Source organism: Bacillus sp. PS196, from assembly GCF_037963555.1.
Taxonomy (GTDB): domain Bacteria; phylum Bacillota; class Bacilli; order Bacillales; family Bacillaceae; genus Bacillus; species Bacillus subtilis.
The window spans coordinates 3,705,518-3,728,164 of the sequence record NZ_CP150159.1; the positions used below are offsets into that span (position 1 = coordinate 3,705,518).

Sequence of the window (22,647 nt, forward strand, 5' to 3'; positions counted from 1 at the left end):
GGGATTCGACTCTAGTCTAGTCTATGGGCAGGGACAAGCTAATATGACTCTCGTTTTGGACAGAAACTTTATTTGTCATTTACGTATTCTTTTTTGCTATTTTGCGCATAATGATGATAATACACAAAAAATAAAAAACCAGTATGCCAGAGTGACATACTGATTTTCAAGTAAGTTTATGCATTTAAGTCAGAAACGACTTCTTTATTCTCTTGCTCAGAAGCAGACTCATCATTTACACGTTCGATGTCTGCGCCCAGAGCGGCAAGCTTCTGATGGAAATCAACGTAACCGCGGTCTAAGTGCTTCAATTCAGTAACACGTGTGTGACCTTCAGCCACTAACCCCGCAAGAATCAGCGCTGCACCTGCACGCAAATCAGTCGCTGCAACTTCAGCTCCCTGAAGCTGTACAGGACCGTTAATGATGACAGAACGTCCTTCAATCTTGATATCACCATTCATACGGCGGAATTCTTCCGCATGCATAAAACGGTTTTCAAAAACGGTTTCTGTAATCATGCTTGTGCCGCTTGCACGAAGCAGAAGCGCCATCATTTGTGACTGCATATCAGTCGGGAAGCCCGGGTGAGGCATTGTTTTGATGTCAATCGGTTTAAGTTCTTTCGGGCCGATGACACGCAGACCTTCACCTTCATCCTTAATTGTTACACCCATCTCTTCCATTTTTGCAATTAAAGAGGTGAGGTGCTCAGGAACCGCTCCTTTTACTAATACGTTTCCTTCAGTGATTGCAGCAGCAACCATAAATGTGCCCGCTTCAATACGGTCAGGAATAATATGGTGTTTTACGCCGTGAAGCTTTTCGACTCCTTCAATTTTGATGGTGCCGGTGCCAGCTCCGCGGATTTTTCCGCCCATGCCGTTGATATAGTTTGCTAAATCAACGATTTCGGGTTCTTTTGCCACGTTTTCCAGCGTTGTTGTTCCTTCAGCTAGAGCGGCTGCCATAATCAGGTTCTCTGTAGCTCCTACACTTGGGAAGTCCAGATAAATTTTTGCGCCTTGCAGTCGGCCTTTTACTTCAGCTTCAATGAAGCCATTACCGACTTTGATTTCTGCGCCCATTGCTTCAAAACCTTTTAAATGCTGATCAATCGGTCTGGAACCAATTGCGCATCCGCCCGGAAGTGCAACTCTTGCATGACCTGTACGCGCAAGAAGCGGCCCCATGACAAGCACAGACGCACGCATTTTACGAACATATTCAAAAGGTGCTTCAGTTTGCAAAGCGTATGAAGCATTTACAGTCACTTCATTATTTTCAAAATGCACATCTGCTCCTAAATGACGCAACACTTCGTTAATTGTATATACATCGGAGAGCGTAGGTACATCACAAATTACGCTTTTTTCTTCACTTGCTAATAAAGATGCAGCGATAACAGGTAAAACGGCATTTTTAGCGCCTTCAACTTTGACTGTGCCGTTTAACTTCTGACCGCCGCGGACGATGATTTTTTCCAAGGTATTCCCCTCCGCGTCCCTAAATTCTCTATATTAATATTCAGTCGTAACGATTGGTGTGCCAACCGTAACGGTATGTTTTCCGCCCATTCCTGCACTTCTAAGTGCAATTTGCAAATTCATTTTATGTTTCGAGGTCATAATGTACTCTTCCCACTCATCTGTAAACGCAGAAATAGAAACGAAATTTGGCTCAACTACATGTTCTACTGATCTTGCTTGAAATTCATTTAATAACTGATTTGCTTTTTTTTGCAAAACAATATTCATATTATCATCTAAGTGACCATTTAGACAAGTAAAAATAACTACTTTTTCTTGGAATATCCCAAGTGTCTCCCGTTCAAACTGTTCATATGTATCATTCCAGCTATCCGGTGTCTCTAGACTCATTTGCTCATATAATAAATACGAAGTTGGATTGTGTTTTTTGAGGGTTGTGACAAGCTGCAGTCTAAAAGAAGTACGATTTTTTTTGTCAGTATATGTGCCAATTGCCTTTATCATTTTATCTTCCCGTGCAATCACCCAATCATATTGACGATACTCTGATTTTAAACGTTGCACTTTTTGATAAAATTCTTTTTCGGTCAGTGACATGTTTTGTTTTGCATGCAATGTCCACTTATCTATTGACACATCTTGGCGTTCCATCCCCTCTGCCATTTTTGCTAACGGCGTTAATTCACTCGCATGAATGGTATGGAAAACAGCAATGACGAAGCTTAACATGACGGAAATGATAATAGCGTGGCTTACTTGTTTTTTCTTCATGTTCATCTCTCCCCCTTATCCCCAGTTTTACCGGAGGCAAGAGGCGCCATACGTAAAAATCTTCGTCAAAACTCGAGCTATTCGCCTCAACCCGCTTCTCCCAACCATTTAATGATAATAATGTTCAAAACCTATTAAAATAGATAGGGAAGCTGCTGTGAATAATTGAGGTAATCTAAAAAGAAATTGGCAACGGCCGTTCCAATGGCGATTGTCAGCAAAATCATCAGGAGTCTTGCCTGCACGACTTTGCCTTTTTTTATTAACGGATCTATATTGACGGCTTGCAACGCCCACCAAGTCACTGCTATAAAAAACAGGTGAACGACAATGCCGATTGCAGCCTGCTGTCCCAATACACTCATCTATTACACTCCTTTCTCTGCGTTCATACCCTTTCTTATTATATAAGAAGCACAGATAAAGATGATACATTTTATACAGAACGGAATAATCACCCAAATCTAGGGCTAATCCCCGCTTAAAGTGCGATTCTTTTACATGGTATACTTTATTGGAAAGGAGCTGGCAAATGTGAATCATTCTTTTTTTCAGCCTGAAAAGCAATATGGTGAGGACCTGCCAATTTTTGATCAGGAATGGGAAGCAATTGCATTCTATTATGATTATAGACAGTCACAGATTGAAGAACTGAATGAATTGTGTCAGTTTTTTAACATTTCTCTTACCTATACGAGAGAAAGCCTTGAAGAGCTTGAAAACCTCTATTTTCAAAGTATACAAGAACTTTTGCTTGCTGATTGGAATCTTCCTATTGAAGAATTCGAGAAAATGATCAGTGTTTATCTTATAGATTGTGTGATTGCCCGCCATGAAGATGCTGAATGGGTTGTAAAACCTTATCCCTATAAAGACGGCGCTTATACACTTGGCTTTAGAAGACATCGCAAATCGTGGCATACAATGAATGCCTGTGATGGTTTATACCTGCGCCAAAAAGAGGATCGCCCGCTGCTGTCGCTGTTTGATTCTCTTGTTCGTTCATAAAAAAATCCTTCTCATAAAGAGAAGGATTTTTTCTTATTTCCCTGCTACATCCAATCTGTTCAAAGCCCGCTGTAATGCAAGCTCAGCCCGACGAATGTCAGTATCATCTGATTGAGTATTCAAACGCTCCTGCGCCCGCTGGCGTGCAGCTTCAGCGCGCTCTTTATCGATGCCTTCTGCTGTCTCGGCAGCCTGGGCAAGGATGGTGACCTGATCAGGACGGACTTCGACAAATCCGCCGCTGACGGCAACCATTTCAGTCTGCCCGTCTTTTTTCAGACGGACAGCGCCGATTTTAAGAGGAGCCACGGTTGGAATATGGCCTGGCAAAATACCGAGATCGCCGCTTTCGGCTCTCACACTCACCATTTCGATATCCGCATCGTATACTGGGCCGTCGGGAGTAACGATATTGACTTTAACGGTCTTCATGCTTTTACCCTCCTAGGACCAGATTAAACTTCTACACCCATTTCTTTTGCTTTCTCAACAACTTCTTCGATACGGCCTACAAGACGGAACGCATCTTCTGGAAGATGGTCGTATTTACCGGCTAAGATTTCTTTGAAGCCTTGTACCGTCTCTTTTACAGGCACGTAAGAACCTTTTTGTCCAGTGAACTGTTCAGCCACGTGGAAGTTCTGAGAAAGGAAGAACTGGATACGGCGTGCGCGGTGAACGACAAGTTTGTCTTCCTCGCCTAATTCATCCATACCGAGAATCGCAATGATATCTTGGAGCTCTTTGTAACGCTGAAGCGTTGACTGTACTTCACGCGCAACCGCATAATGCTCTTCTCCGACAATTTCAGGAGCAAGGGCGCGTGATGTAGATGCCAACGGATCAACCGCAGGGTAAATACCCATTTCAGTTAATTTACGCTCAAGGTTTGTTGTCGCATCCAAGTGAGCGAACGTTGTCGCCGGCGCCGGGTCAGTGTAGTCATCGGCAGGCACGTAGATCGCCTGGATAGATGTAACTGATCCAACGTTCGTAGACGTGATACGCTCTTGGAGCTGACCCATCTCAGTTGCAAGCGTCGGCTGATAACCAACCGCTGAAGGCATACGGCCAAGAAGGGCTGAAACCTCTGAACCCGCTTGTGTGAAACGGAAAATGTTATCGATGAAGAACAGTACGTCCTGTCCTTGTACATCACGGAAGTGCTCAGCCATTGTAAGGCCTGTCAAAGCAACACGCATACGTGCGCCCGGCGGCTCGTTCATTTGTCCGAATACCATGGCTGTTTTGTTGATTACGCCAGAGTCACTCATTTCGTAGAAAAGGTCGTTTCCTTCACGAGTACGCTCTCCTACGCCGGCGAATACAGAGATACCGCCGTGCTCTTGCGCGATGTTGTTGATTAATTCCTGGATTAATACGGTTTTACCTACACCGGCACCACCGAACAATCCGATTTTACCGCCCTTAATGTAAGGAGCAAGCAAATCAACAACTTTAATACCTGTTTCAAGAATTTCAACTTCTGTTGAAAGCTGATCGAATGAAGGCGCCTGTCTGTGAATCGGATCCTTTTTCGCATCCGCAGGAACCGGCTCATTCAAATCAATATTTTCTCCGAGAACGTTAAATACACGTCCAAGTGTTACATCACCAACCGGTACTGAGATTGGCGCTCCTGTATCTACAGCTTCCATACCGCGCTGAACACCATCCGTAGATGCCATTGCGATTGTACGGACTGTATCATCACCTAAATGAAGAGCGACCTCAAGCGTTAAATCAATACCTACTTCGTTTTCACTTGCAGCTGGCTGTGAAATTTTAATCGCATTATAAATTTCAGGCAAGTGACCGTCTTCAAAACGCACGTCGACGACCGGTCCTAATACCTGGCTAACGCGTCCTTTCTTCATCGCTATCCCTCCTGACAAAATCTTTCTATTCTAAAGCGGCTGCTCCGCCGACAATTTCCGTAATTTCTTGTGTGATGGCTGCTTGGCGAGCGCGGTTGTAAGAAAGCGAAAGTGAATCGATAAGTTCCTTCGCGTTGTCTGTCGCGTTTTTCATCGCCGTCATTCTTGCAGCGTGCTCACTTGCTTTACTGTCAAGAAGCGCACCGAAGATTAAGCTTTCTGCATATTGAGGAAGCAAAACCTCCAGAACCTCCTCTTCAGATGGTTCAAATTCATAAGACGCCGTTCTTTTTCCGCCGCCGCTGCCCAAATCAGATAACGGCAGAAGTTTTTTCTCCGTTACTTCTTGAGTAATGGCGCTGACAAAATGGTTATAAACAAGGTGCAATTCATCAAACGCACCGTCTATAAACATTTGAATCGTTTGACGGGCAAGATCTTTAATTTCTGTAAACGTTACTTCATCTCCAAGTCCTGTTAACTCGGAAATGATCGGAATCTCCCGTTTCTTAAAGAAATCACGGCCCACTCTTCCGATGGCAATCACCGCATACTCATCCTTAGACTGATGACGTTCTTGCATGGCCTGATAAGCACTCCGTAAAACCGAACTGTTAAAAGCGCCGGCAAGACCGCGGTCAGACGTAATGACAAGGTATGCCGTTTTTTTCACTTCTCTGCTGAGAAGCATCGGGTGCTTCACGTTGCCGGAAACTCTTCCGACGTTTGACACAACCTCTTGGATTTTATCCATATATGGCACAAATGATTTTGCATTGTTTTCAGCACGATTCAGCTTAGCCGCAGATACCATCTGCATGGCTTTTGTAATCTGACTTGTTTTTTTCGTTGACGTGATCCTTGACTTAATATCGCGTAATGAGGCCAAAGATTTCACCACCTTTTCTCTTCATCTGCGTAAAAAGAGAGAAAAAGAGAACCTTTTTCTCTCATCAGCATTCGAGTTAGTTGCTTGGTGCAAATGTGCGTTTGAAGCCTTCGATTGCAGCTTTGAAGTCTTCATCAGCAGGAAGGTTTCCTGTTTTCGCAATTCCGTCAAGCAGGTCTTTATGGTTTTGGTCAAGGTACATGTAGTACTCTTCTTCAAAACGTCTGATATCCGCCACAGGAATATCATCGAGATATCCTTTTGTCAGCGCATAAAGAATAGCTACTTGCTTTTCAACCGGAAGCGGCTTGTTCAGATCCTGCTTCAGCACTTCAACTGTACGCGCACCGCGGTTCAGTTTTGCCTGAGTCGCTTGGTCGAGGTCAGAACCGAATTGAGCGAATGCTTCCAGCTCACGGTATGACGCAAGGTCAAGACGCAAAGTACCTGATACTTTTTTCATCGCTTTGATTTGCGCTGAGCCGCCGACACGGGATACAGACAATCCGGCATTGATCGCTGGACGTACGCCTGAGAAGAACAAATCAGATTGCAGGAAGATCTGTCCGTCGGTGATGGAAATGACGTTCGTCGGAATATAAGCAGAGATATCTCCGGCTTGTGTTTCTACGAACGGCAGAGCTGTAATTGATCCTGCGCCTTTCGCGTCGCTAAGCTTTGCTGCACGCTCAAGCAGACGGGAATGAAGATAGAATACATCCCCAGGGAACGCTTCACGGCCTGGCGGACGGCGAAGAAGCAAGGACAGCTCACGGTAAGCGGCCGCTTGTTTAGAAAGATCATCGTATACAACAAGAACGTGCTTGCCGTTGTACATAAATTCTTCTGCCATTGTAACCCCAGCATACGGTGCCAGGTACAGAAGCGGTGCCGGCTGTGAGGCAGACGCCGTTACAACAATTGTATAATCAAGCGCGCCGTGTTTACGCAATGTTTCTACTACGCCGCGGACTGTTGATTCTTTTTGGCCGATCGCAACATATACGCAGATCATGTCTTGGTCTTTTTGGTTCAGGATCGCATCGATCGCAACAGATGTTTTACCTGTTTGACGGTCACCGATGATCAGCTCACGCTGGCCGCGGCCGATTGGAATCAGTGCATCGATCGCTTTGATACCGGTTTGAAGCGGTTCATGAACGGATTTACGGTCCATAACGCCTGGTGCAGGGCTTTCAATCGGACGAGTTTTGCTTGTAAGGATCGGGCCAAGTCCGTCTACCGGTTGGCCTAGCGGGTTTACAATACGGCCGATTAACTCTTCACCAACAGGAACCTCCATGATGCGGCCTGTTCTTTTTACTTCGTCTCCCTCACGGATCTCACTGAAAGGTCCTAAGATGACGATACCTACGTTTGATTCTTCAAGGTTTTGAGCCATACCCAAAACACCGTTTGAAAATTCGACAAGTTCACCGGCCATACAGTTGTCAAGGCCGTGCACACGTGCAATACCGTCACCGACTTGGATGACTGTACCTACGTCTTGAACTTCAATATCAGATTGATAATTTTGTATTTGCTGTTTTATCAGCGTGCTAATCTCTTCAGCTTTGATGCTCACTTAGGTTTCACCCCTTCTATCGATTTTCCCCGGCTAATTGACGTTCGATGCGCTGAAGCTTCCCGCTTACGCTGCCGTCATAAATCCGGTTTCCAATGCGGACTTTAATGCCGCCTATTAAATCCGTCTGCACTTCATTTCTGATTCTCAGTGAAGCGACTCCGGCTTTTTTTGCAAACACTTGTGATAATGGTAACATTTCTGCATCCGTCAGCGGTTTCACTGAATATACGATTGCGTCTTCTGTTTGACGGGCCACATTTGCGAGTTTGATAAACTCATCTGTGAGCTCAGGGACAATCGCGGCACGATGGCGGTCAATCAAAAGAAAAATCGTATTGAGTACGGACTGTGACAAAGAGCCAAATGCATTTTGAATCAGCTCTTTTTTCTTCGCAGCCGGCACCTTCGGATGGTTCAACACATCATTAAGCGCTTTTTCATTTTGAAATACTTGTTTTACAACAATTAGCTCTTCTTCTACTTGATTCAGCTGAGCGGACTCATTGGCTATATCAAAAAGAGCTGATGCATATCGTTTAGAGACAGCTGATCCACTCATCGGCTTTCTCCTACCTCTTTAAGATAGTCCTGGATCAATTTCTCTTGCGCTTGTTCATCCAGTTCTTTTTCGATCACTTTCGACGCAATCATGACAGAAAGAGACGCTACTTGCTCACGGAGAGCAGAAACCGCCTGTTCTTTTTCCTTCACGATTTCAGTTCTTGCTGCTTCTTTCAGACGTTCAGATTCTGCACGTGCAGCCTGAATAATCTCTTCTTTTTGCTTCTCTCCCAGTTTCTTTGCGTTTTCGATAAGAGTTTGGGATTCCTGTCTTGCTTCTTTTAAAAGAACGCGCTGCTCTTCAATCAGCTGCTGCGCTTCTTTATTTTTTTCTTCAGCAGACGTAATTTCTCCAGCGATGTGGTCTTCACGCTGTTTCATTATGTTTAATAGCGGCCCTAAAGCGTATTTCTTCAGAAGCGCTAATAAGATTAACATAGCTAACAGTTGGAACAGGATATCTCCGCCGTTAAACGACAATCCTAGTTCAAGTGGTAATTGAGACATCTACTACGGCAACTCCCTTCTGCAGGTTTTTCTTTGCTGATCCAGCAGCCGCACTTGTCTCTTTTCAGCCGGCAAGGCGGGATGCTTATCAGACATAAAGCAATGGCGAAGGTTCTCTTGGAATGATCTTCGCCATTTTTAGTTCATATAAGGCTTTTATGCTTAGCCAAAGAACGCTAAGAATGCGATAACGACAGCGATAATAGGAAGGGCTTCAACTAATGCGATACCCATGAACATAAGAGTTCTCAGTTCTTTACCTGCTTCCGGCTGACGGGCAATCCCCTCTACCGTACGTGAAACAATCAAACCGTTACCAATACCTGCACCAAGTGCGCCTAAACCAATTGCAATCGCAGCTGCTATTAAATTCATGAAAAAGTTCCTCCTTTAAAATGTTATCCGTTTGGATATAATGTTTTAATGATCATGACTGATTTTATGAGACATGTACACCATCGTCAGCATTGTAAAGATAAATGCCTGGATAGCACCAATAAATAAACTGAATGCTTGCCATGCCAGCATCGGCAGAATGGCACCGATTGTACCGACAAGACCGAGAGCCACGCTTTGCGAATAATGGCTTGTTGCTAATCCCGCAAGCAGGCCGAGAAGAATCTCACCGGCGAAGATGTTACCATACAGCCGCAAACCTAGAGTCAGCGTATTCGCAAACTCTTCGATGATTTTCATCGGGAGCATGAATGGAACAGGTCTTAAATAGTCTTTGGAATATTCCTTGAGCCCTTTCATCTTCACACCATAGTAGTGGGTTAAAGCAACAACCATCACGGCTAGCGTTAATGTAATGGCAGGATCGGCTGTCGGAGACTTCCACCAGAGCTCATGTCCGATTGTAATAGAGAACGGCAGCCCCAGCATATTCGACACAAATATGTACATCAGCAATGTGACACCAAGTGCCAAGAAGTTAGCCCCTGTTTTTAAATCCATTGTACTGCCAATAATATTGCGGACGAAATCAACAATCCATTCCATAAAGTTCTGGGCTTTTCCGGGACGGATCGAAAGCGTTCTTGTCGTCAATATAGCAATCAATAAAACAATCACACTCGCCACAGTAATCATCAGAATGTTTGTCAGATTAAAAGTAAGACCTAGAAATTCTATAGTTCTGTAACCATGATTCAAAGGGTTTTCACCTCTCTTCCATTGATGAACGTTTAAGCTGGATAAAGGAATCTATCATAATGACAGGGTATATTGTCATTAATCCAATAACTGTACTTGCCATATGAAAGTATTCGGGATTTTTATAGGCAACAGCCACAGCAAGAATCGCATTGCACCACCGCGCTGCGCTCCCGAGAGATCGTATGGACTTTCCTTTCTCAACAGCTCTGTCAAAAGCATTCATTCTTCTGACGAGCAGTAAAAAATTAAACAAACTGAAAACAGTTCCCAGAATAAGGCCTAAAAAAACGGTTTTATACGCTGTTAAACCATAACCCAGTACATACACTGCCAAAATGAACAATAAATATTTGCGTTGTCTGCTAAATGTAAGCTTGGGATCGTCCATCAATTATCTGTCTCCTGATGAAAAAATAATGTATAGCTTGGATACGGCAAAAATCAGCGGTTAACCCTTAGTAGAAGACCTTTTTTGACCGGCAAAACGGGCCTGTTCGAAAAAATCATTCATCCGCAAGCCTTGCAGGGATGCTGTTTCATTCGCTTAAATAAATCCTCATAATACGGGTTTGCTGAGAGGATTTACATTGAGGATGAGGACTATAATGAAAGCTATGAAAACCTTCTCATAATACCCTCGTTTAGCATACAATAGCCCCTAACATGTGTCAATCTGTTTAAAGTTAAAAAACTTTTTATACTTTACGTCTCCACAGAATGTTCACATTTTCACCTATAATTGTATACAGATTCACCGAATAGCAAAAAACTGGATAAAAAAATGAAACCCCCTTTTGGGGATTTCATTTTTTATTTTGTTCCAAACATGCGGTCACCCGCATCTCCGAGACCTGGAACAATATAACCTTTTTCATTTAATTTTTCATCTAGCGCCGCAATGTAAATATCAACGTCCGAATGATGCTTCTGCAATTCTTCCACACCCTCCGGCGCTGCTACAAGACACATGAAACGGATATTTTTCGCACCGCGTTTTTTAAGGCTGTGAATGGCTTCAACTGCGGAACCGCCTGTAGCGAGCATCGGGTCAACCACGATGAATTCACGTTCTTCCACATCAGAAGGAAGCTTGACATAGTATTCCACGGGTTTTAAGGTTTCTGGATCACGGTAAAGGCCGACATGTCCCACTTTTGCCGCAGGAATCAGCTTTAAAATGCCGTCAACCATTCCCAATCCTGCTCTGAGGATAGGAACCACTCCGAGTTTTTTCCCTGAGATGACTTTCGATTTCGCAGCCTGAACCGGTGTATTGATATCCACTTCTTCCAGAGGAAGATCGCGGGTAATTTCAAATGCCATGAGTGTAGCCACTTCATCTACTAACTCTCTAAAATCCTTCGTACCTGTATTTTCATTCCGTATATATGTCAGCTTGTGCTGAATTAAAGGATGATCAAATACATAAACCTTTCCCATACTGTGTTTCAGCTCCTTTTTTATTGTCCCATCAACAATTACACACTTCTATTGATTCTACAAAAAAAGACATTGAGTTTCAAGAACATCGTCAAAAAACCCGCCGGGCATAAGCCCAAGCGGGTTTTAGGATCTTAATAATCTAATTCTTTATATAAAGGAAATTTATCAGTCAGAGCAGCTACACGCTGTCTTGCTTCTTCAAGTTTTCCTTCGTCTTCGTGGTTTTTCAATGCAAGCGCAATGATAGCACCGACTTCTTCTAATGCGTCTCCATCAAAACCGCGGCTGGTTACAGCAGCTGTACCAAGACGGATGCCGCTTGTTACGAAAGGTTTTTCAGGATCATATGGAATCGCGTTTTTGTTAGACGTAATACCGATTTCATCAAGTACATGCTCCGCAACCTTACCAGTCAGTCCGAGCGAACGAAGGTCAACAAGGATAAGGTGGTTGTCAGTTCCGCCTGAAACGAGCTGGATGCCCTCTTTCGTTAAGGCTTCAGCCAGACGTTTCGCGTTTGAAATGACGTTTTGTGCATATGTTTTGAAATCGTCCTGCAATACTTCACCGAATGAAACAGCTTTTGCGGCAATAACGTGCATCAGCGGGCCGCCTTGAATTCCAGGGAAGATCGATTTATCAATTTTCTTGCCAAACTCTTCACGGCAAAGGATCATACCGCCTCGAGGACCGCGAAGTGTTTTATGTGTTGTTGTTGTAACGAAATCAGCGTAAGGAACCGGGTTTGGATGAAGGCCTGCCGCAACAAGTCCTGCGATATGTGCCATATCCACCATGAAGTAAGCGCCGACTTCATCAGCAATTTCACGGAATTTCTTAAAGTCGATTGTACGAGGATACGCACTTGCTCCTGCTACGATAAGCTTCGGTTTATGAGCGAGGGCTTTTTCACGCACGTCATCGTAATCAATATATTGAGTTTCTTTATCTACGCCGTACTCAACAAAGTTATATTGAACACCGCTGAAGTTGACTGGGCTTCCGTGTGTTAAATGGCCGCCGTGGGAGAGGTTCATCCCAAGTACAGTATCGCCTTGCTCCAAAATCGTGAAGTACACTGCCATGTTTGCTTGTGCGCCTGAATGAGGCTGAACGTTTACATGCTCCGCTCCAAAGATTTCCTTCGCGCGGTCACGGGCGATATCTTCAACGACATCGACGTGCTCGCATCCGCCGTAGTAGCGTTTGCCCGGATATCCTTCTGCGTATTTATTTGTCAAAACAGATCCTTGTGCTTCCATAACAGCTTCACTTACAAAGTTCTCAGAAGCAATCAATTCGATCTTAGTCTGTTGGCGTTCACGCTCATTTTTAATGGCGTTAAACACTTGTTCGTCTTGCGCAGGTAAATGTTTCATCAGCGAGATCCTCTCCTATCCGTATCCTGTTCTTTGTTTTTACCATCACTATTGTACATGGTTTTTAAGGCCGATGTAAAAGATTATTTTTAAAAAATCTAAATTTTTATTGGTAAAAACGAATATTAATAACTTAAATTTAATTTAAAGTTCGGAATTTATTTCACTGTCTTAAAATAAAAGAAAAGACTGGCTATGCAGTCCTTTCATTCGCACTCATAAACCGCCCGCACTCCGCCGATTAGTTTCGGCCGTGTACGCGCCAATGTCACATGAGCTGAACCGAGGCTGTTTTGAGAGACACGCACAGGGACAGCCACCGGCTTCAGATGCATGCCGATAAACGTATCGCCTATATCAATTCCGGCGTCAGCCTGAATGGCTTCAACAAGAACAGGAGACTTCATCTGCTTAAACGCATAAGACGCCATCGCTCCGCCCGCTTTTGGAACGGGCACGGCAGAAACGGTTGGAAGCCTGAACAGCTTGGCTGTTTCTGCTTCGACGACAAGCGCTCTGTTTAAATGCTCGCAGCATTGAAACGCCAGATGGATTCCCGTTTTTTCCCGGAGCTCAGCAAGTCCGCTGTAGATGCTTTCAGCGATATCTACACTGCCCGATGTGCCGATCCGGCTGCCGGCCACTTCGCTCGTGCTGCATCCAAGGACGAAGAGCTGATCTTGTTTCAATTCCGCTTGGTCCTGAAACTCAGACAGCATCGTCTTCCACGTTTGTTTCAACTCATTCATTAAACAGCACCCCTACAGGTTTTTCTCTTCATAATCTGAAATTTTTCCAATACGCGTTTGGTGTCTTCCCCCGGTAAACTCAGTAGTCAGCCAGATTTTTGCGATTTCCCGAGCCAAACCAGGTCCGATCACCCGTTCACCCATCGCAAGGATGTTTGTGTTATTATGCTCCCTCGTCGCCTTCGCGCTGAAGGTATCGTGCGCCAGCGCGCAGCGAATCCCTTTTACTTTATTAGCGGAAATGCTCATGCCGATGCCTGTCCCGCAAATTAAAATGCCTCTGTCAACTTCGCCGCTAACCACTTTTTCGGCCACCGGAAAAGCATAATCCGGATAATCGACAGAGCCGCTGCCGCAGTCACAGCCCATATCAATATATTCAATTTGCAATTCGTCCATTAACTCTTTGATTTCATTTCGAATGTGAACGCCGCCATGATCCGATGCAATGGCTACTTTCATCTGCTTTTCCTCCCAGCGTGTGTGATGCGGCCCGCCCGCTTTATTGACCGCGCAGCCTGTCCGCTCTTTGATTCACACCATATGATGTGCTTTTCACTATATTCTACTCCTTCACGCAGGATTTGCAAATGACCTGTTTACAGATTTTCTGACAACTTATCTGCGGTCTTTTTTCAGCTGTTTTGCCAGCTGCCGAAGAAGCTCTTCAAGCTCATCTCGCGTTTGTTTATAGATGTCAATTGAGCCGCCGAACGGATCGATGACATCACCATGGCTGCCTGTGACATATTCTTTTAACGTAAACACTTTATCACGATAACGTCCAAATTGGCTGGCAATGATCTGCTTGTGCTGATGGGTCATAGCCAGAACCAAATCAGCCGACTCCATATGTTCTTCAGTTAATGGAGAAGACACATGATTAAGGGCAATATGTTTTTCAAACAGCGCTTCGACTGCATGAGGCGTCGCTTTCCCATTAGGTGAAGCAAACACACCTGCCGAGCGGACATTGACATTCAGCCCTTCCATTTCTGCAATTGATTTAAAAAGCGCCTCAGCCATTGGGCTGCGGCACGTATTTCCAGTACAGACAAAAATAATATCCATGTCAGTCACCCCTTATTTTTCTCTATTATATATGAAGAAAAAAGAAACGGCGACTTCGTTTCTTTTATTGGTATATTAAATTGGCAAAAGCAGCTTTAATCCAAACACGATTAATATGATGCCCCCGAGCGCTTCGCTGTATGTGCCAAGCCATGACTGCACTTGTTTTCCGACCAGCAGGCCCAGCCATGTCAACATCATGCTGAACAGCCCGAACAGGGTAATTGTGAGGAGCGGATGCGAGCCGTATATCCCCAAGCTCAAGCCGACGGAAAAGCTGTCAAGGCTGACACCGATGGCAAACAGCAATAAGCCCGGCCCTGCCGGTGACATGAATCGTTCTTCTGACTGTTTAAAAGAGGCCATAAGCATTTGAACCCCAAGAACAAAAAGCAGCGCCCCACCGATATAAACCGCTAACACGCCGAGGAGCCCTGACAGCATGTTACCGGCCGCCATCCCTGCGAGAGGCATGATGACGTGAAAGAGGCCGATGATGAAACCAATATAGAATATCTGCTTCTTTCTAAGTTTGACCATGCCCATTCCAAGGCCGACAGAAAAAGCATCCATCCCTAAAGCAAACGCCATGATGCTTAATGTAATCAGTTCGCCTATAAACAAATCCGACATACATAAATAACCCCCTTGGACACGCCCCGCTTTTTTAGCCTATGCGTGTCCAAAAAGGGTTAGAACATCTGACTGCTTTCAGCGAATCACTCTTCCTCCGGCGGCTTTCATCAGCCTGTTCATAATAGCGAGACCGACACCTGTGTCCGGAAAGGATTCCGCAATAATAAAGTCCACCTTATTCTCATCAAAGCTGCGCAAAGCATCATACAGCCCTGCCGCAACAGTCTCAAGCTGAGCCCGTCTTCCGCAGCTCTTCACATAATCAGCGGAATAAACGCCCGCGTTTTCTTCTGTCGTCAGGACACCGACCCGTCTTCCGCCCTGTTGATATTCTTGAATGAGATGCTGAATGCGCTCTGGGCTGCCTTCGCAAATGGCAAGCGGCGCTGTCGGCGCATAATGTGTATATTTCATCCCTGGAGAAATCGGCTTCTCGTTTTGGTCGCTGAGCCCTTTATCCACATGAATCGGCCCGATCACCGCTTCAATTTGTTCCTTCGTAATGCCGCCCGGACGCAGGAGAACAGGGATGTCGTCCGCACATGAAAGCACGGTTGATTCGACCCCGATTCCGGTAGGGCCTCCATCCATAATACCGGCTATGCGGCCATCCAAGTCGTGTGCCACATGCTCTGCTTTTGTGGGACTTGGCTTGCCTGATAGATTGGCGCTCGGTGCTGCAATCGGCAGTCCCGATTCGCGAATCAATGCAAGGGCAAGCGGATGATCCGGCATTCTAATGGCAACCGTTTCAAGACCTGCCGTTACACGAGGTGAAAGCGCACCAGGTTTGCAAGGCAGTATGAGCGTAAGTGCTCCCGGCCAAAACCGTTTCATCAATGTTTTCGCCTTTTCCGGCGCCGGGCCCGTTAAATCCTCAAGCTGGCTGATATCCGCAATGTGGACAATCAGGGGATTATCGCTCGGCCGCCCTTTCGCCTCATATATTTTTTTGACGGCATCCGTATTTTTTGCGTTTGCGCCTAGGCCATATACTGTTTCTGTCGGAAAGGCAACGACCTCATTTTCTCGGAGCAAAGCGGCTGCTTGTGCAATTTGTGGATCATTTGTGGATAACTCGTCAGTTACATCCACAAACCATCTTTTCGTTTTCATTTCTGACCAAACTCCTTATTCACAACAATAAAACGATTGTTTTACGCGTGTAATCCTTTTGAAAGTATAAAAGATGTCCTGTAATAAAACAAGCGTTATCCACAAATTGTGGACAACGCTAATAAAGAAGTGGATAAGTATGTGTATAAACTGCACTTATCCAGACGCTTTTTTCATCAAAACGGCTCCTTCTGTTTGCCGCGATTCACAGAAGTGATCAGAAGAAAACAGCTCCTCCGGTACACTCTCAGCTCTTTCAAAACCCATGGCCGTCAGAAAATCCGCAGAGGAATGCTGATTTGCTACTAGGTACACGGTTTTGATCTGATGCTTTTCGCACAGCACCTCCATGCTTTGAAAAAGCGTGACGATATGGCCTTGGTGAAGCTTGTCCGATATGACAAGTGATCGCAGCAGCCCCTGGTCACAGCTTATTTTTTCAATACCGAGGCATCCGGCAATGTTTTTCTCACTGTCCTCCAGCATAAGAAATTGAGTGAAGCCTTCTTTCACACCTTCATAGCTGGTTTTCGCCTGTTTTAAAAATGCCTCGAGCACATCTCCGTCTTTTTCCCTTGCCACCCGCAGTTGATAAAACATCCGTTCACCCCGTTTTTGCGTTCTTTCTTCCAATCTATGAGGCAAATCTATTTTTAGACCAGATGATTAGGAAAAAAGGTCGGAAATCCATTCGACTAAAAAGAATTTCACTTCTGTGCCGTCTTCTTTTTCTTCGTTCTCTTCTTTTTTGGCTTTTTCCGCTTTAGCGGTTACGTCCTCAAGCACTTTTTCAGTCTGCTTTTTTGAGGCTTCTTTATCTTCTTGTTCTTTGACGGCTTCCCCGTTAGAAAAATCAAGAAAGCAGAGGGGCGGGAACAGCACACACCACCAGTTGGCGCCGTCTCCGTTTCCAAGCGTAATCAAAATCGCTTCATACTCACCAGCGGGATATACCATGTTGCCGTAAAGCTTTGTCGGAAACGAGATTTTGTCAAAATCAACGGATATCGACTGATTCGCTCCTTCTTTCTCCATTGTTTCCTTTGCAATTGCTTTGATTTCAGGCAGCTTTGAACGAATCACGCGACGCGCTTCTTCAATAGAAGTAATATCCTTTACCCAAGTTGTGATTTCTTTATTCACCGCGTCTCTTATATGACGTTTTAATTGCTGGTCTTGATCACTATCGCTGTTTGCCAGTATTCTCAAACGAATCGCCTGATCAGGTATGACCACCGGCTGATTTTCCGATTTTTGTGCCGTCTCTTCTTTTGCCAGCCCTACGAGCGCTCCGGATAATAAAAGAAAGATATATATACAAATGATTACTGTTTTTTTCATCGGTCCCCACCGTTCCTCTCCGTGCTTTGTTTCTAGCCCTATTATGGACAAGGAGAGCCTGGGATAAACGTGCAGGGTGAAAAAAATCTAGCAAGCTGTTAATCTTATTTATGGTACGATAGTGTTTTAGGAGGTTTAAGATGAAATACAATTATACAGTGCTGTTATCAGCATTCACGATGTCCGTTCTTTATTCAGTAATTTATATTCATTCATTTATCATTGCCGCTCTCATCACAATGGCATTTTATTTTCTGTTTCCTTATTTGATCTTCGCACTGCCGCTTCAAATCATGATGAATAAAAAGCCGAAACGTTTCAGCCCTTTGTATCTGCTGTATTACCTTGCCGCTGCTTTTATTGCCAACGCGATCATTTTCGGCGTGCTTCAGCCTTCGGGACAATCTCTGTTTCAAAATACAGCCTTTTATCTTTTCGCTGTATTAACAGCTCTTATCTATTGGATATGGGATTCTGTTTTACTGCAAAAAAAGGAAGCCTAAGAGGCTTCCTTTTTTATTAAAACAAAATCGTCAGTAAATAACATAGAATGGAAGGTATCGCCGCAACAAAGAAAGCGGCCGCCATTTTCATGCGAGATGTACGGCCTTCTTTGGTTTCTGAATGGTAGTTTGCCCGCTGATCGCTTCCGCTTACAGCCAAACCCGATGTAATGATCGCGAGCCCCACTAAAACGAGAGACGCAACGCCAAAAATCGCTTCATATGAAAGAGCCTGCGGAAAAATGGTGCCAATCATGCTCTCAATCGCAATGAGCAGGATTCCTGCTGTCAGGGCCTTTTTCATGTTTACATCCCCTTTGCTGGTGTTAAACAGCTTGATCCATTCACTCGCCAGCAAGCTGCTTATTTATTTTTATGAATCAGAGCGCATATGGTTCTGTCTTTTCCATTAATATCTTTCAGCACTTCCACTTCCGCCCCCTTAAACGCCTTGAGGATCAGGTCTTTGACCGCCGCTCCCTGTTTCCAGCCGATTTCAAAAACGACAAATACTTTATCCTTCATAACAAGCGGAATGTCTTCCATAAACCGCTTATAAAATTTCAGCCCGTCTCCGCCATCGGTGAGTGCGTGCAGCGGCTCATGAAAACGGACAATTTCCGATAAATCAGCCATTTCTTCCTCTGAAATATATGGCGGGTTTGAGACAATGATATCCACTTTTTTTCCTGCCTTAATAAAAGGCTCAAGCAGATCGCCCTGATAAAAGCGCACATTCGCTCCGAGTTTTTCTGCATTGGCAGAGGCGACTTGCAGCGCCTCTTTCGAAATATCGACCGCCGACACAGAAAAGCTTTGGTTTTCAAGCGCAAGCGTGACGGCTATTGCGCCGCTCCCTGTACCAACGTCAACAACTTCGAGCTTGCCGTCTTCAGAAAAAACACTCCGATATTTTTCAAGCAAATGAAAGACAACTTCTTCAGTTTCCGGCCGCGGGATCAGCACATCATCATTCACCATAAATTCCCGTCCATAAAAAAACTCTTTTCCTATAATGTATTGAACCGGCACGCCCTCTTTATGCATCTCAACGTGACGCTTAAAGCGATACAGTTCGTCTTCACCAATCGGTTCCTGTAAGCTTGCGAGCAGCTTGCTTCTCTCCATTCCGGTATCATAAAGCAATAGGAGCTCGGCCGCATTTTCTTCTCTTCCCGCTTCGGTTAAATAAGAAGAAGCCCATTTCAGGGCTTCGAATATCGTCTTCATCTTAACCTTCCGACTGCTGAAGCTTGCTTGCCTGATCTTCAACAATCAGCGCTTCAACCACTTCGTCAAGTTTTCCTTCAAGAATCTGATCAAGCTTTTGAATCGTCAAACCGATTCTGTGATCCGTCACACGGTTTTGCGGGAAGTTGTATGTGCGGATACGTTCAGAGCGGTCACCAGATCCGACTGCTGATTTCCGTGTTTGATCATATTCAGCCTGGGCTTCCTGCTGAAATTTATCATAGATTCTGGCACGGAGAACCTTCATTGCTTTTTCTTTGTTCTTAATTTGAGATTTTTCATCCTGGCATGATACAACAACACCTGTCGGCAAGTGAGTCAGACGAACCGCAGACATTGTTGTGTTAACGCTTTGTCCGCCCGGTCCGCTTGAAGCAAATGTATCGACACGGATATCCTTCTCATGGATGTCGACCTCTACCTCTTCTGCCTCAGGAAGACATGCCACTGTTGCAGTGGATGTATGGATGCGTCCGCCTGATTCTGTTTCCGGAACACGCTGTACGCGGTGGGCGCCGTTTTCATATTTGAGTTTAGAATACGCGCCGCTTCCTGTAATCATAAAGATGATCTCTTTGTAGCCGCCCGTTCCGGTTACATTCGCTTCCATGACCTCTGTTTTCCAGCCCTGAAGCTCAGCATAACGGGAATACATTCTGTACAGATTGCCCGCGAATAAAGCGGCTTCCTCGCCTCCCGCGGCTCCGCGGATCTCCATAATAACGTTTTTATCATCATTAGGATCTTTCGGGATCAAGAGCACTTTCAGCCGTTCTGACAGTGTTTCCGTTTCCTTCTGAAGTTCAGAAATCTCTTCCTTCACCATATCGCGCATCTCAGCGTCCAACTTCTCTTCAAGCATCGCTTTTGCATCAGCCAGCTGTTCTGACGCATCTCTGTATTGTCTATATACGTCAACTGTTTCTTGTATATCAGATTGCTCTTTTGAATATTCTCTTAGCTTTTTCGGATCGTTGACTACTTCTGGATCGCTCAAAAGCTCATTTAATTTTTCGTATCGTTCTTCAATTGATTTTAAACGGTCTAACACGGTCTTCACCTCTGTTTTCCTGTGCGTAACATTCTCATTATAGTATAGTGATTAACCCCAGTCAAAAGCATTTCAATCCCAGCTGGAAAAGCCCCCTCTGCTATACTGGAATTCGAGGAGGGATGATGTTGCTGAAATCCATACATCATATTGCAATCATATGTTCAGATTACGAAAAGTCGAAAGCTTTCTACGTACATAAGCTTGGTTTTCAGGTGATTCAAGAAACGTACCGCGAAGAGCGCGGCTCCTATAAGCTTGATTTGTCGCTTAACGGCTCGTATGTCATTGAGCTGTTCTCGTTTCCCGATCCGCCCGAACGACAAACCCGGCCTGAAGCCGCAGGCCTGCGTCACCTCGCCTTTACAGTCGTCAGCTTGGATAAGGCGGTTCAGGAGCTTCATGAAAAAGGAATCGAAACAGAGCCAATCAGAACAGATCCGCTGACCGGCAAGCGTTTCACCTTCTTTTTTGATCCTGACCAGCTTCCATTAGAACTGTATGAACAATAACAGTTTTTGAAGAAAAAAAGGAGATACCCACTTTCTTTGCCGAATCTTTTCTTGTTTTGTCTAACGGGAAGGGAACCGCATTCTATGGTCGAATACCTAGCTTAAAAGGAGGTATGGGATCATGAATACAAATATGGTAGCAAGTGAACTCGGCGTCTCCGCAAAAACGGTGCAGCGGTGGGTGAAGCAGCTGAATCTTCCGGCCGAACGCAATGAGCTCGGACACTATTCGTTCACGGCAGAAGACGTGAAGGTTCTAAAATCCGTTCAAAAACAAATCTCTGAAGGCACGGCGATTCAGGATATTCATCTGCCGAAAAGCGCTAAAAAGCGCACAGGCTTCCTTGTCCAAAAAACAAGTAGCGACACAGAACGAAGAATCGAGCAGCTTGAACAAAAGCTGGACACCCTTTTACAGCAAAGGCAGGACGAAAGCGAATTGATGGCAAGGATGTCGGAACTGGAACGCCAGCTGAAACAAAAAGCCGATGAAGGTGTATCTTACCAGCTGCTTCAGCACCGCAGAGAAATCGATGATATTCTTGCAGATCTGCAATCACTGACCTCACAAATGAAAGAATTCACCGCTCAGCCGATCCCCGAGACTGCTGCTGCTTCTGAAAAAACCAAAACAAGAAAAAAACCGCTGCTGTCACTGTTCAAATTTCAAACCTAAAGCAAAAAGCTCCCTTAAAGGGAGCTTTTTTTGTTACGCAGTAAGCGCGATAATGATTGGAAGTGAAATCAATGACAGAATCGCACTGACCACAAACGCAGTTGCAGTTTCTTCTTCTTGTTTCTCGAAACGAGTCGCAATCATGGCTGCAACGGCAGAACCAGGGAATGCAACAAGAAGGATTGCTTTTGTTGTTTGGTCAGCTGGAAGTCCGATAGCAAGAGCAATCAGGAACATTAACGCAGGCTGAACCGCAACTTTTAGTAACGCAATACCGATAGCCGGCATACTGAGTTTAATTTTACGAATACCAACGGTAACACCGACAGCAAAGAGAGCAACACCAGATGTTGTGCTTCCAAGCTGATCAAGCATTTTAACACCCAGCTCAGGAAGAGTGAAATTGAAAACCAGCACTAAAATCATACTGATTAACGGAGCAGCTGCAAGCGGCTCACAAAGACCATGCAGGATTGATTTTCCTGTCATCTTCCAGAAGCTGTCGCCACTCTCTTCGTTTTTCTTAGAAGACTCACCAACAGTAGCGATAATGATCGCGAGCGGATCAAGGATCGCGTTAACCACGATACCTGTGACCGCGATCGGAATCGCAACTTCATTCGCTCCGAATAAGCTTCCCAATACCGGGATACCCATAAATGCGAATGTCGGCTGTGCAGAGTTCAAAGAAAATACAGATGAGTTCGTTAAATCATACTTGAAAATAAATCTGCAAACCAAAAGAATGATGATATAGAAACCAACAATCCCAATAATTAAAGAAATCATTAAAGGTACTTGTGATAAAAATTCACTTCTGGAAGTTGTCAAAATACCAGCGATAAAGTGAGCTGGAAGTGCGTATTTCGTTACTAACGTACTTACCCCTTTTGCCGACTTGGCATCATAACTTCCAAAATGTCCTGCAAACCAACCCAGCACGATAACAAAGAAGATCGGCGCCAGGAGGATTAAGATATCTAAGATGCTCAAAATATTCTCCTCCAAATCCTATGTCCGTATACTTTAGCTTTACAAAAAGCTTTCCCTCGGACAGAAAAATTTACTCG

The 22,647-nt window shown here is 44.7% G+C and carries 29 protein-coding genes; 4 read left to right on the top strand and 25 right to left on the bottom strand.

The window, feature by feature from the left end:
- Positions 1-176: 176 nt before the first annotated feature.
- The 3 genes from murA to NST79_RS19210 all read right to left on the bottom strand — a co-directional run bounded on the left by murA (position 177) and on the right by NST79_RS19210 (position 2,626).
- Entirely contained in the window at positions 177-1,487 is a 1,311-nt protein-coding gene (gene murA, locus NST79_RS19200) for a UDP-N-acetylglucosamine 1-carboxyvinyltransferase (RefSeq protein WP_003227695.1), read from the bottom strand.
- 33 nt (positions 1,488-1,520) lie between these two features.
- Positions 1,521-2,261, bottom strand: a complete 741-nt coding sequence (locus NST79_RS19205; RefSeq protein WP_032727046.1) for a YwmB family TATA-box binding protein — start codon at positions 2,259-2,261, stop codon at positions 1,521-1,523.
- A 134-nt stretch (positions 2,262-2,395) separates the two neighbouring features.
- Positions 2,396-2,626: a DUF1146 family protein gene (locus NST79_RS19210; RefSeq protein ID WP_033883366.1), complete on the bottom strand. Its 231-nt coding sequence runs from the start codon at positions 2,624-2,626 to the stop codon at positions 2,396-2,398.
- Positions 2,627-2,795: 169 nt separating this feature from the next.
- Here NST79_RS19210 and NST79_RS19215 point away from each other — a divergent pair, with 169 nt between their 5' ends.
- A complete protein-coding gene (locus NST79_RS19215; protein WP_043940215.1) occupies positions 2,796-3,269 on the top strand; it encodes a hypothetical protein in 474 nt (157 codons plus the stop codon).
- A gap of 33 nt (positions 3,270-3,302) precedes the next feature.
- Here NST79_RS19215 and NST79_RS19220 read toward each other — a convergent pair whose 3' ends face one another.
- From NST79_RS19220 to spoIIR, 18 genes are all read right to left on the bottom strand, one after another.
- A complete protein-coding gene (locus NST79_RS19220; protein WP_021480810.1) occupies positions 3,303-3,701 on the bottom strand; it encodes a F0F1 ATP synthase subunit epsilon in 399 nt (132 codons plus the stop codon).
- 23 nt (positions 3,702-3,724) lie between these two features.
- Entirely contained in the window at positions 3,725-5,146 is a 1,422-nt protein-coding gene (gene atpD / locus NST79_RS19225; RefSeq protein WP_003227686.1) for a F0F1 ATP synthase subunit beta, read from the bottom strand.
- 25 nt (positions 5,147-5,171) lie between these two features.
- Entirely contained in the window at positions 5,172-6,035 is an 864-nt protein-coding gene (gene atpG / locus NST79_RS19230; RefSeq protein WP_003244388.1) for an ATP synthase F1 subunit gamma, read from the bottom strand.
- Between the two features lie 76 nt (positions 6,036-6,111).
- A complete protein-coding gene (gene atpA / locus NST79_RS19235) occupies positions 6,112-7,620 on the bottom strand; it encodes a F0F1 ATP synthase subunit alpha (protein WP_003243657.1) in 1,509 nt (502 codons plus the stop codon).
- 16 nt (positions 7,621-7,636) lie between these two features.
- Entirely contained in the window at positions 7,637-8,182 is a 546-nt protein-coding gene (locus NST79_RS19240; RefSeq protein WP_003243176.1) for a F0F1 ATP synthase subunit delta, read from the bottom strand.
- On the bottom strand, positions 8,179-8,691 hold the full coding sequence (gene atpF / locus NST79_RS19245; protein WP_003244051.1) for a F0F1 ATP synthase subunit B: 513 nt from the start codon (positions 8,689-8,691) through the stop codon (positions 8,179-8,181). The genes NST79_RS19240 and atpF overlap by 4 nt, the downstream gene beginning before the upstream one ends.
- A 162-nt stretch (positions 8,692-8,853) precedes the next feature.
- Positions 8,854-9,066 (bottom strand): F0F1 ATP synthase subunit C, encoded by a 213-nt coding sequence (gene atpE / locus NST79_RS19250; protein ID WP_003151167.1) that lies wholly within the window; start codon positions 9,064-9,066, stop codon positions 8,854-8,856.
- Positions 9,067-9,111: 45 nt separating this feature from the next.
- Complete coding sequence (atpB, locus tag NST79_RS19255) at positions 9,112-9,846, bottom strand: F0F1 ATP synthase subunit A (protein WP_003242621.1); 735 nt, start codon at positions 9,844-9,846, stop codon at positions 9,112-9,114.
- Between the two features lie 7 nt (positions 9,847-9,853).
- Positions 9,854-10,237, bottom strand: a complete 384-nt coding sequence (atpI, locus tag NST79_RS19260; RefSeq protein WP_003243159.1) for an ATP synthase subunit I — start codon at positions 10,235-10,237, stop codon at positions 9,854-9,856.
- A 422-nt stretch (positions 10,238-10,659) separates the two neighbouring features.
- On the bottom strand, positions 10,660-11,289 hold the full coding sequence (gene upp, locus NST79_RS19265; RefSeq protein WP_003227670.1) for a uracil phosphoribosyltransferase: 630 nt from the start codon (positions 11,287-11,289) through the stop codon (positions 10,660-10,662).
- Positions 11,290-11,423: 134 nt separating this feature from the next.
- Positions 11,424-12,671, bottom strand: a complete 1,248-nt coding sequence (gene glyA / locus NST79_RS19270; RefSeq protein WP_003227669.1) for a serine hydroxymethyltransferase — start codon at positions 12,669-12,671, stop codon at positions 11,424-11,426.
- Positions 12,672-12,877: 206 nt separating this feature from the next.
- Positions 12,878-13,420 (bottom strand): TIGR01440 family protein, encoded by a 543-nt coding sequence (locus NST79_RS19275; RefSeq protein WP_029318713.1) that lies wholly within the window; start codon positions 13,418-13,420, stop codon positions 12,878-12,880.
- Positions 13,421-13,432: 12 nt separating this feature from the next.
- Positions 13,433-13,882 (bottom strand): ribose 5-phosphate isomerase B, encoded by a 450-nt coding sequence (gene rpiB, locus NST79_RS19280; RefSeq protein ID WP_029318712.1) that lies wholly within the window; start codon positions 13,880-13,882, stop codon positions 13,433-13,435.
- A gap of 156 nt (positions 13,883-14,038) precedes the next feature.
- The gene (gene prpB, locus NST79_RS19285; RefSeq protein WP_015384897.1) at positions 14,039-14,491 is read right to left on the bottom strand and encodes a protein arginine phosphatase PrpB; all 453 of its coding nucleotides are present in this window, start codon (positions 14,489-14,491) and stop codon (positions 14,039-14,041) included.
- Between the two features lie 75 nt (positions 14,492-14,566).
- Positions 14,567-15,124: a manganese efflux pump MntP family protein gene (locus NST79_RS19290; RefSeq protein ID WP_003227661.1), complete on the bottom strand. Its 558-nt coding sequence runs from the start codon at positions 15,122-15,124 to the stop codon at positions 14,567-14,569.
- Positions 15,125-15,202: 78 nt separating this feature from the next.
- The gene (locus tag NST79_RS19295) at positions 15,203-16,243 is read right to left on the bottom strand and encodes an L-threonylcarbamoyladenylate synthase (RefSeq protein WP_015251011.1); all 1,041 of its coding nucleotides are present in this window, start codon (positions 16,241-16,243) and stop codon (positions 15,203-15,205) included.
- Between the two features lie 156 nt (positions 16,244-16,399).
- On the bottom strand, positions 16,400-16,843 hold the full coding sequence (locus NST79_RS19300; protein ID WP_003244265.1) for a hypothetical protein: 444 nt from the start codon (positions 16,841-16,843) through the stop codon (positions 16,400-16,402).
- Between the two features lie 66 nt (positions 16,844-16,909).
- A complete protein-coding gene (gene spoIIR, locus NST79_RS19305; protein ID WP_003227654.1) occupies positions 16,910-17,584 on the bottom strand; it encodes a stage II sporulation protein R in 675 nt (224 codons plus the stop codon).
- A gap of 140 nt (positions 17,585-17,724) precedes the next feature.
- Here spoIIR and NST79_RS19310 point away from each other — a divergent pair, with 140 nt between their 5' ends.
- Positions 17,725-18,087, top strand: coding sequence for a UPF0715 family protein (locus NST79_RS19310; RefSeq protein ID WP_014478265.1), 363 nt, complete (start codon positions 17,725-17,727; stop codon positions 18,085-18,087).
- 16 nt (positions 18,088-18,103) lie between these two features.
- On the opposite strand, the gene NST79_RS19315 is transcribed toward NST79_RS19310, so the two are convergent.
- From NST79_RS19315 to prfA, 3 genes are read right to left on the bottom strand one after another with little or no spacing between them, the layout of a single operon-like run.
- Positions 18,104-18,391 (bottom strand): DUF5316 family protein, encoded by a 288-nt coding sequence (locus NST79_RS19315; protein ID WP_003244050.1) that lies wholly within the window; start codon positions 18,389-18,391, stop codon positions 18,104-18,106.
- Positions 18,392-18,450: 59 nt separating this feature from the next.
- Positions 18,451-19,317, bottom strand: coding sequence for a peptide chain release factor N(5)-glutamine methyltransferase (gene prmC, locus NST79_RS19320; RefSeq protein ID WP_212060290.1), 867 nt, complete (start codon positions 19,315-19,317; stop codon positions 18,451-18,453).
- 1 nt (position 19,318) lies between these two features.
- Positions 19,319-20,389 carry a peptide chain release factor 1 gene (gene prfA / locus NST79_RS19325; protein ID WP_003227645.1) on the bottom strand — a complete coding sequence of 357 codons (1,071 nt, stop codon included), beginning with the start codon at positions 20,387-20,389 and terminating at the stop codon, positions 19,319-19,321.
- Between the two features lie 125 nt (positions 20,390-20,514).
- On the opposite strand from prfA, the gene NST79_RS19330 reads away from it, so the two are divergent.
- Both NST79_RS19330 and racA read left to right on the top strand, forming a co-directional pair.
- The gene (locus NST79_RS19330) at positions 20,515-20,901 is read left to right on the top strand and encodes a VOC family protein (protein WP_015251008.1); all 387 of its coding nucleotides are present in this window, start codon (positions 20,515-20,517) and stop codon (positions 20,899-20,901) included.
- 121 nt (positions 20,902-21,022) lie between these two features.
- Entirely contained in the window at positions 21,023-21,577 is a 555-nt protein-coding gene (gene racA / locus NST79_RS19335; protein WP_015251007.1) for a chromosome-anchoring protein RacA, read from the top strand.
- Between the two features lie 33 nt (positions 21,578-21,610).
- Here racA and NST79_RS19340 read toward each other — a convergent pair whose 3' ends face one another.
- Positions 21,611-22,570, bottom strand: a complete 960-nt coding sequence (locus NST79_RS19340; RefSeq protein WP_003242497.1) for an AEC family transporter — start codon at positions 22,568-22,570, stop codon at positions 21,611-21,613.
- Between the last annotated feature and the right edge of the window lie 77 nt (positions 22,571-22,647).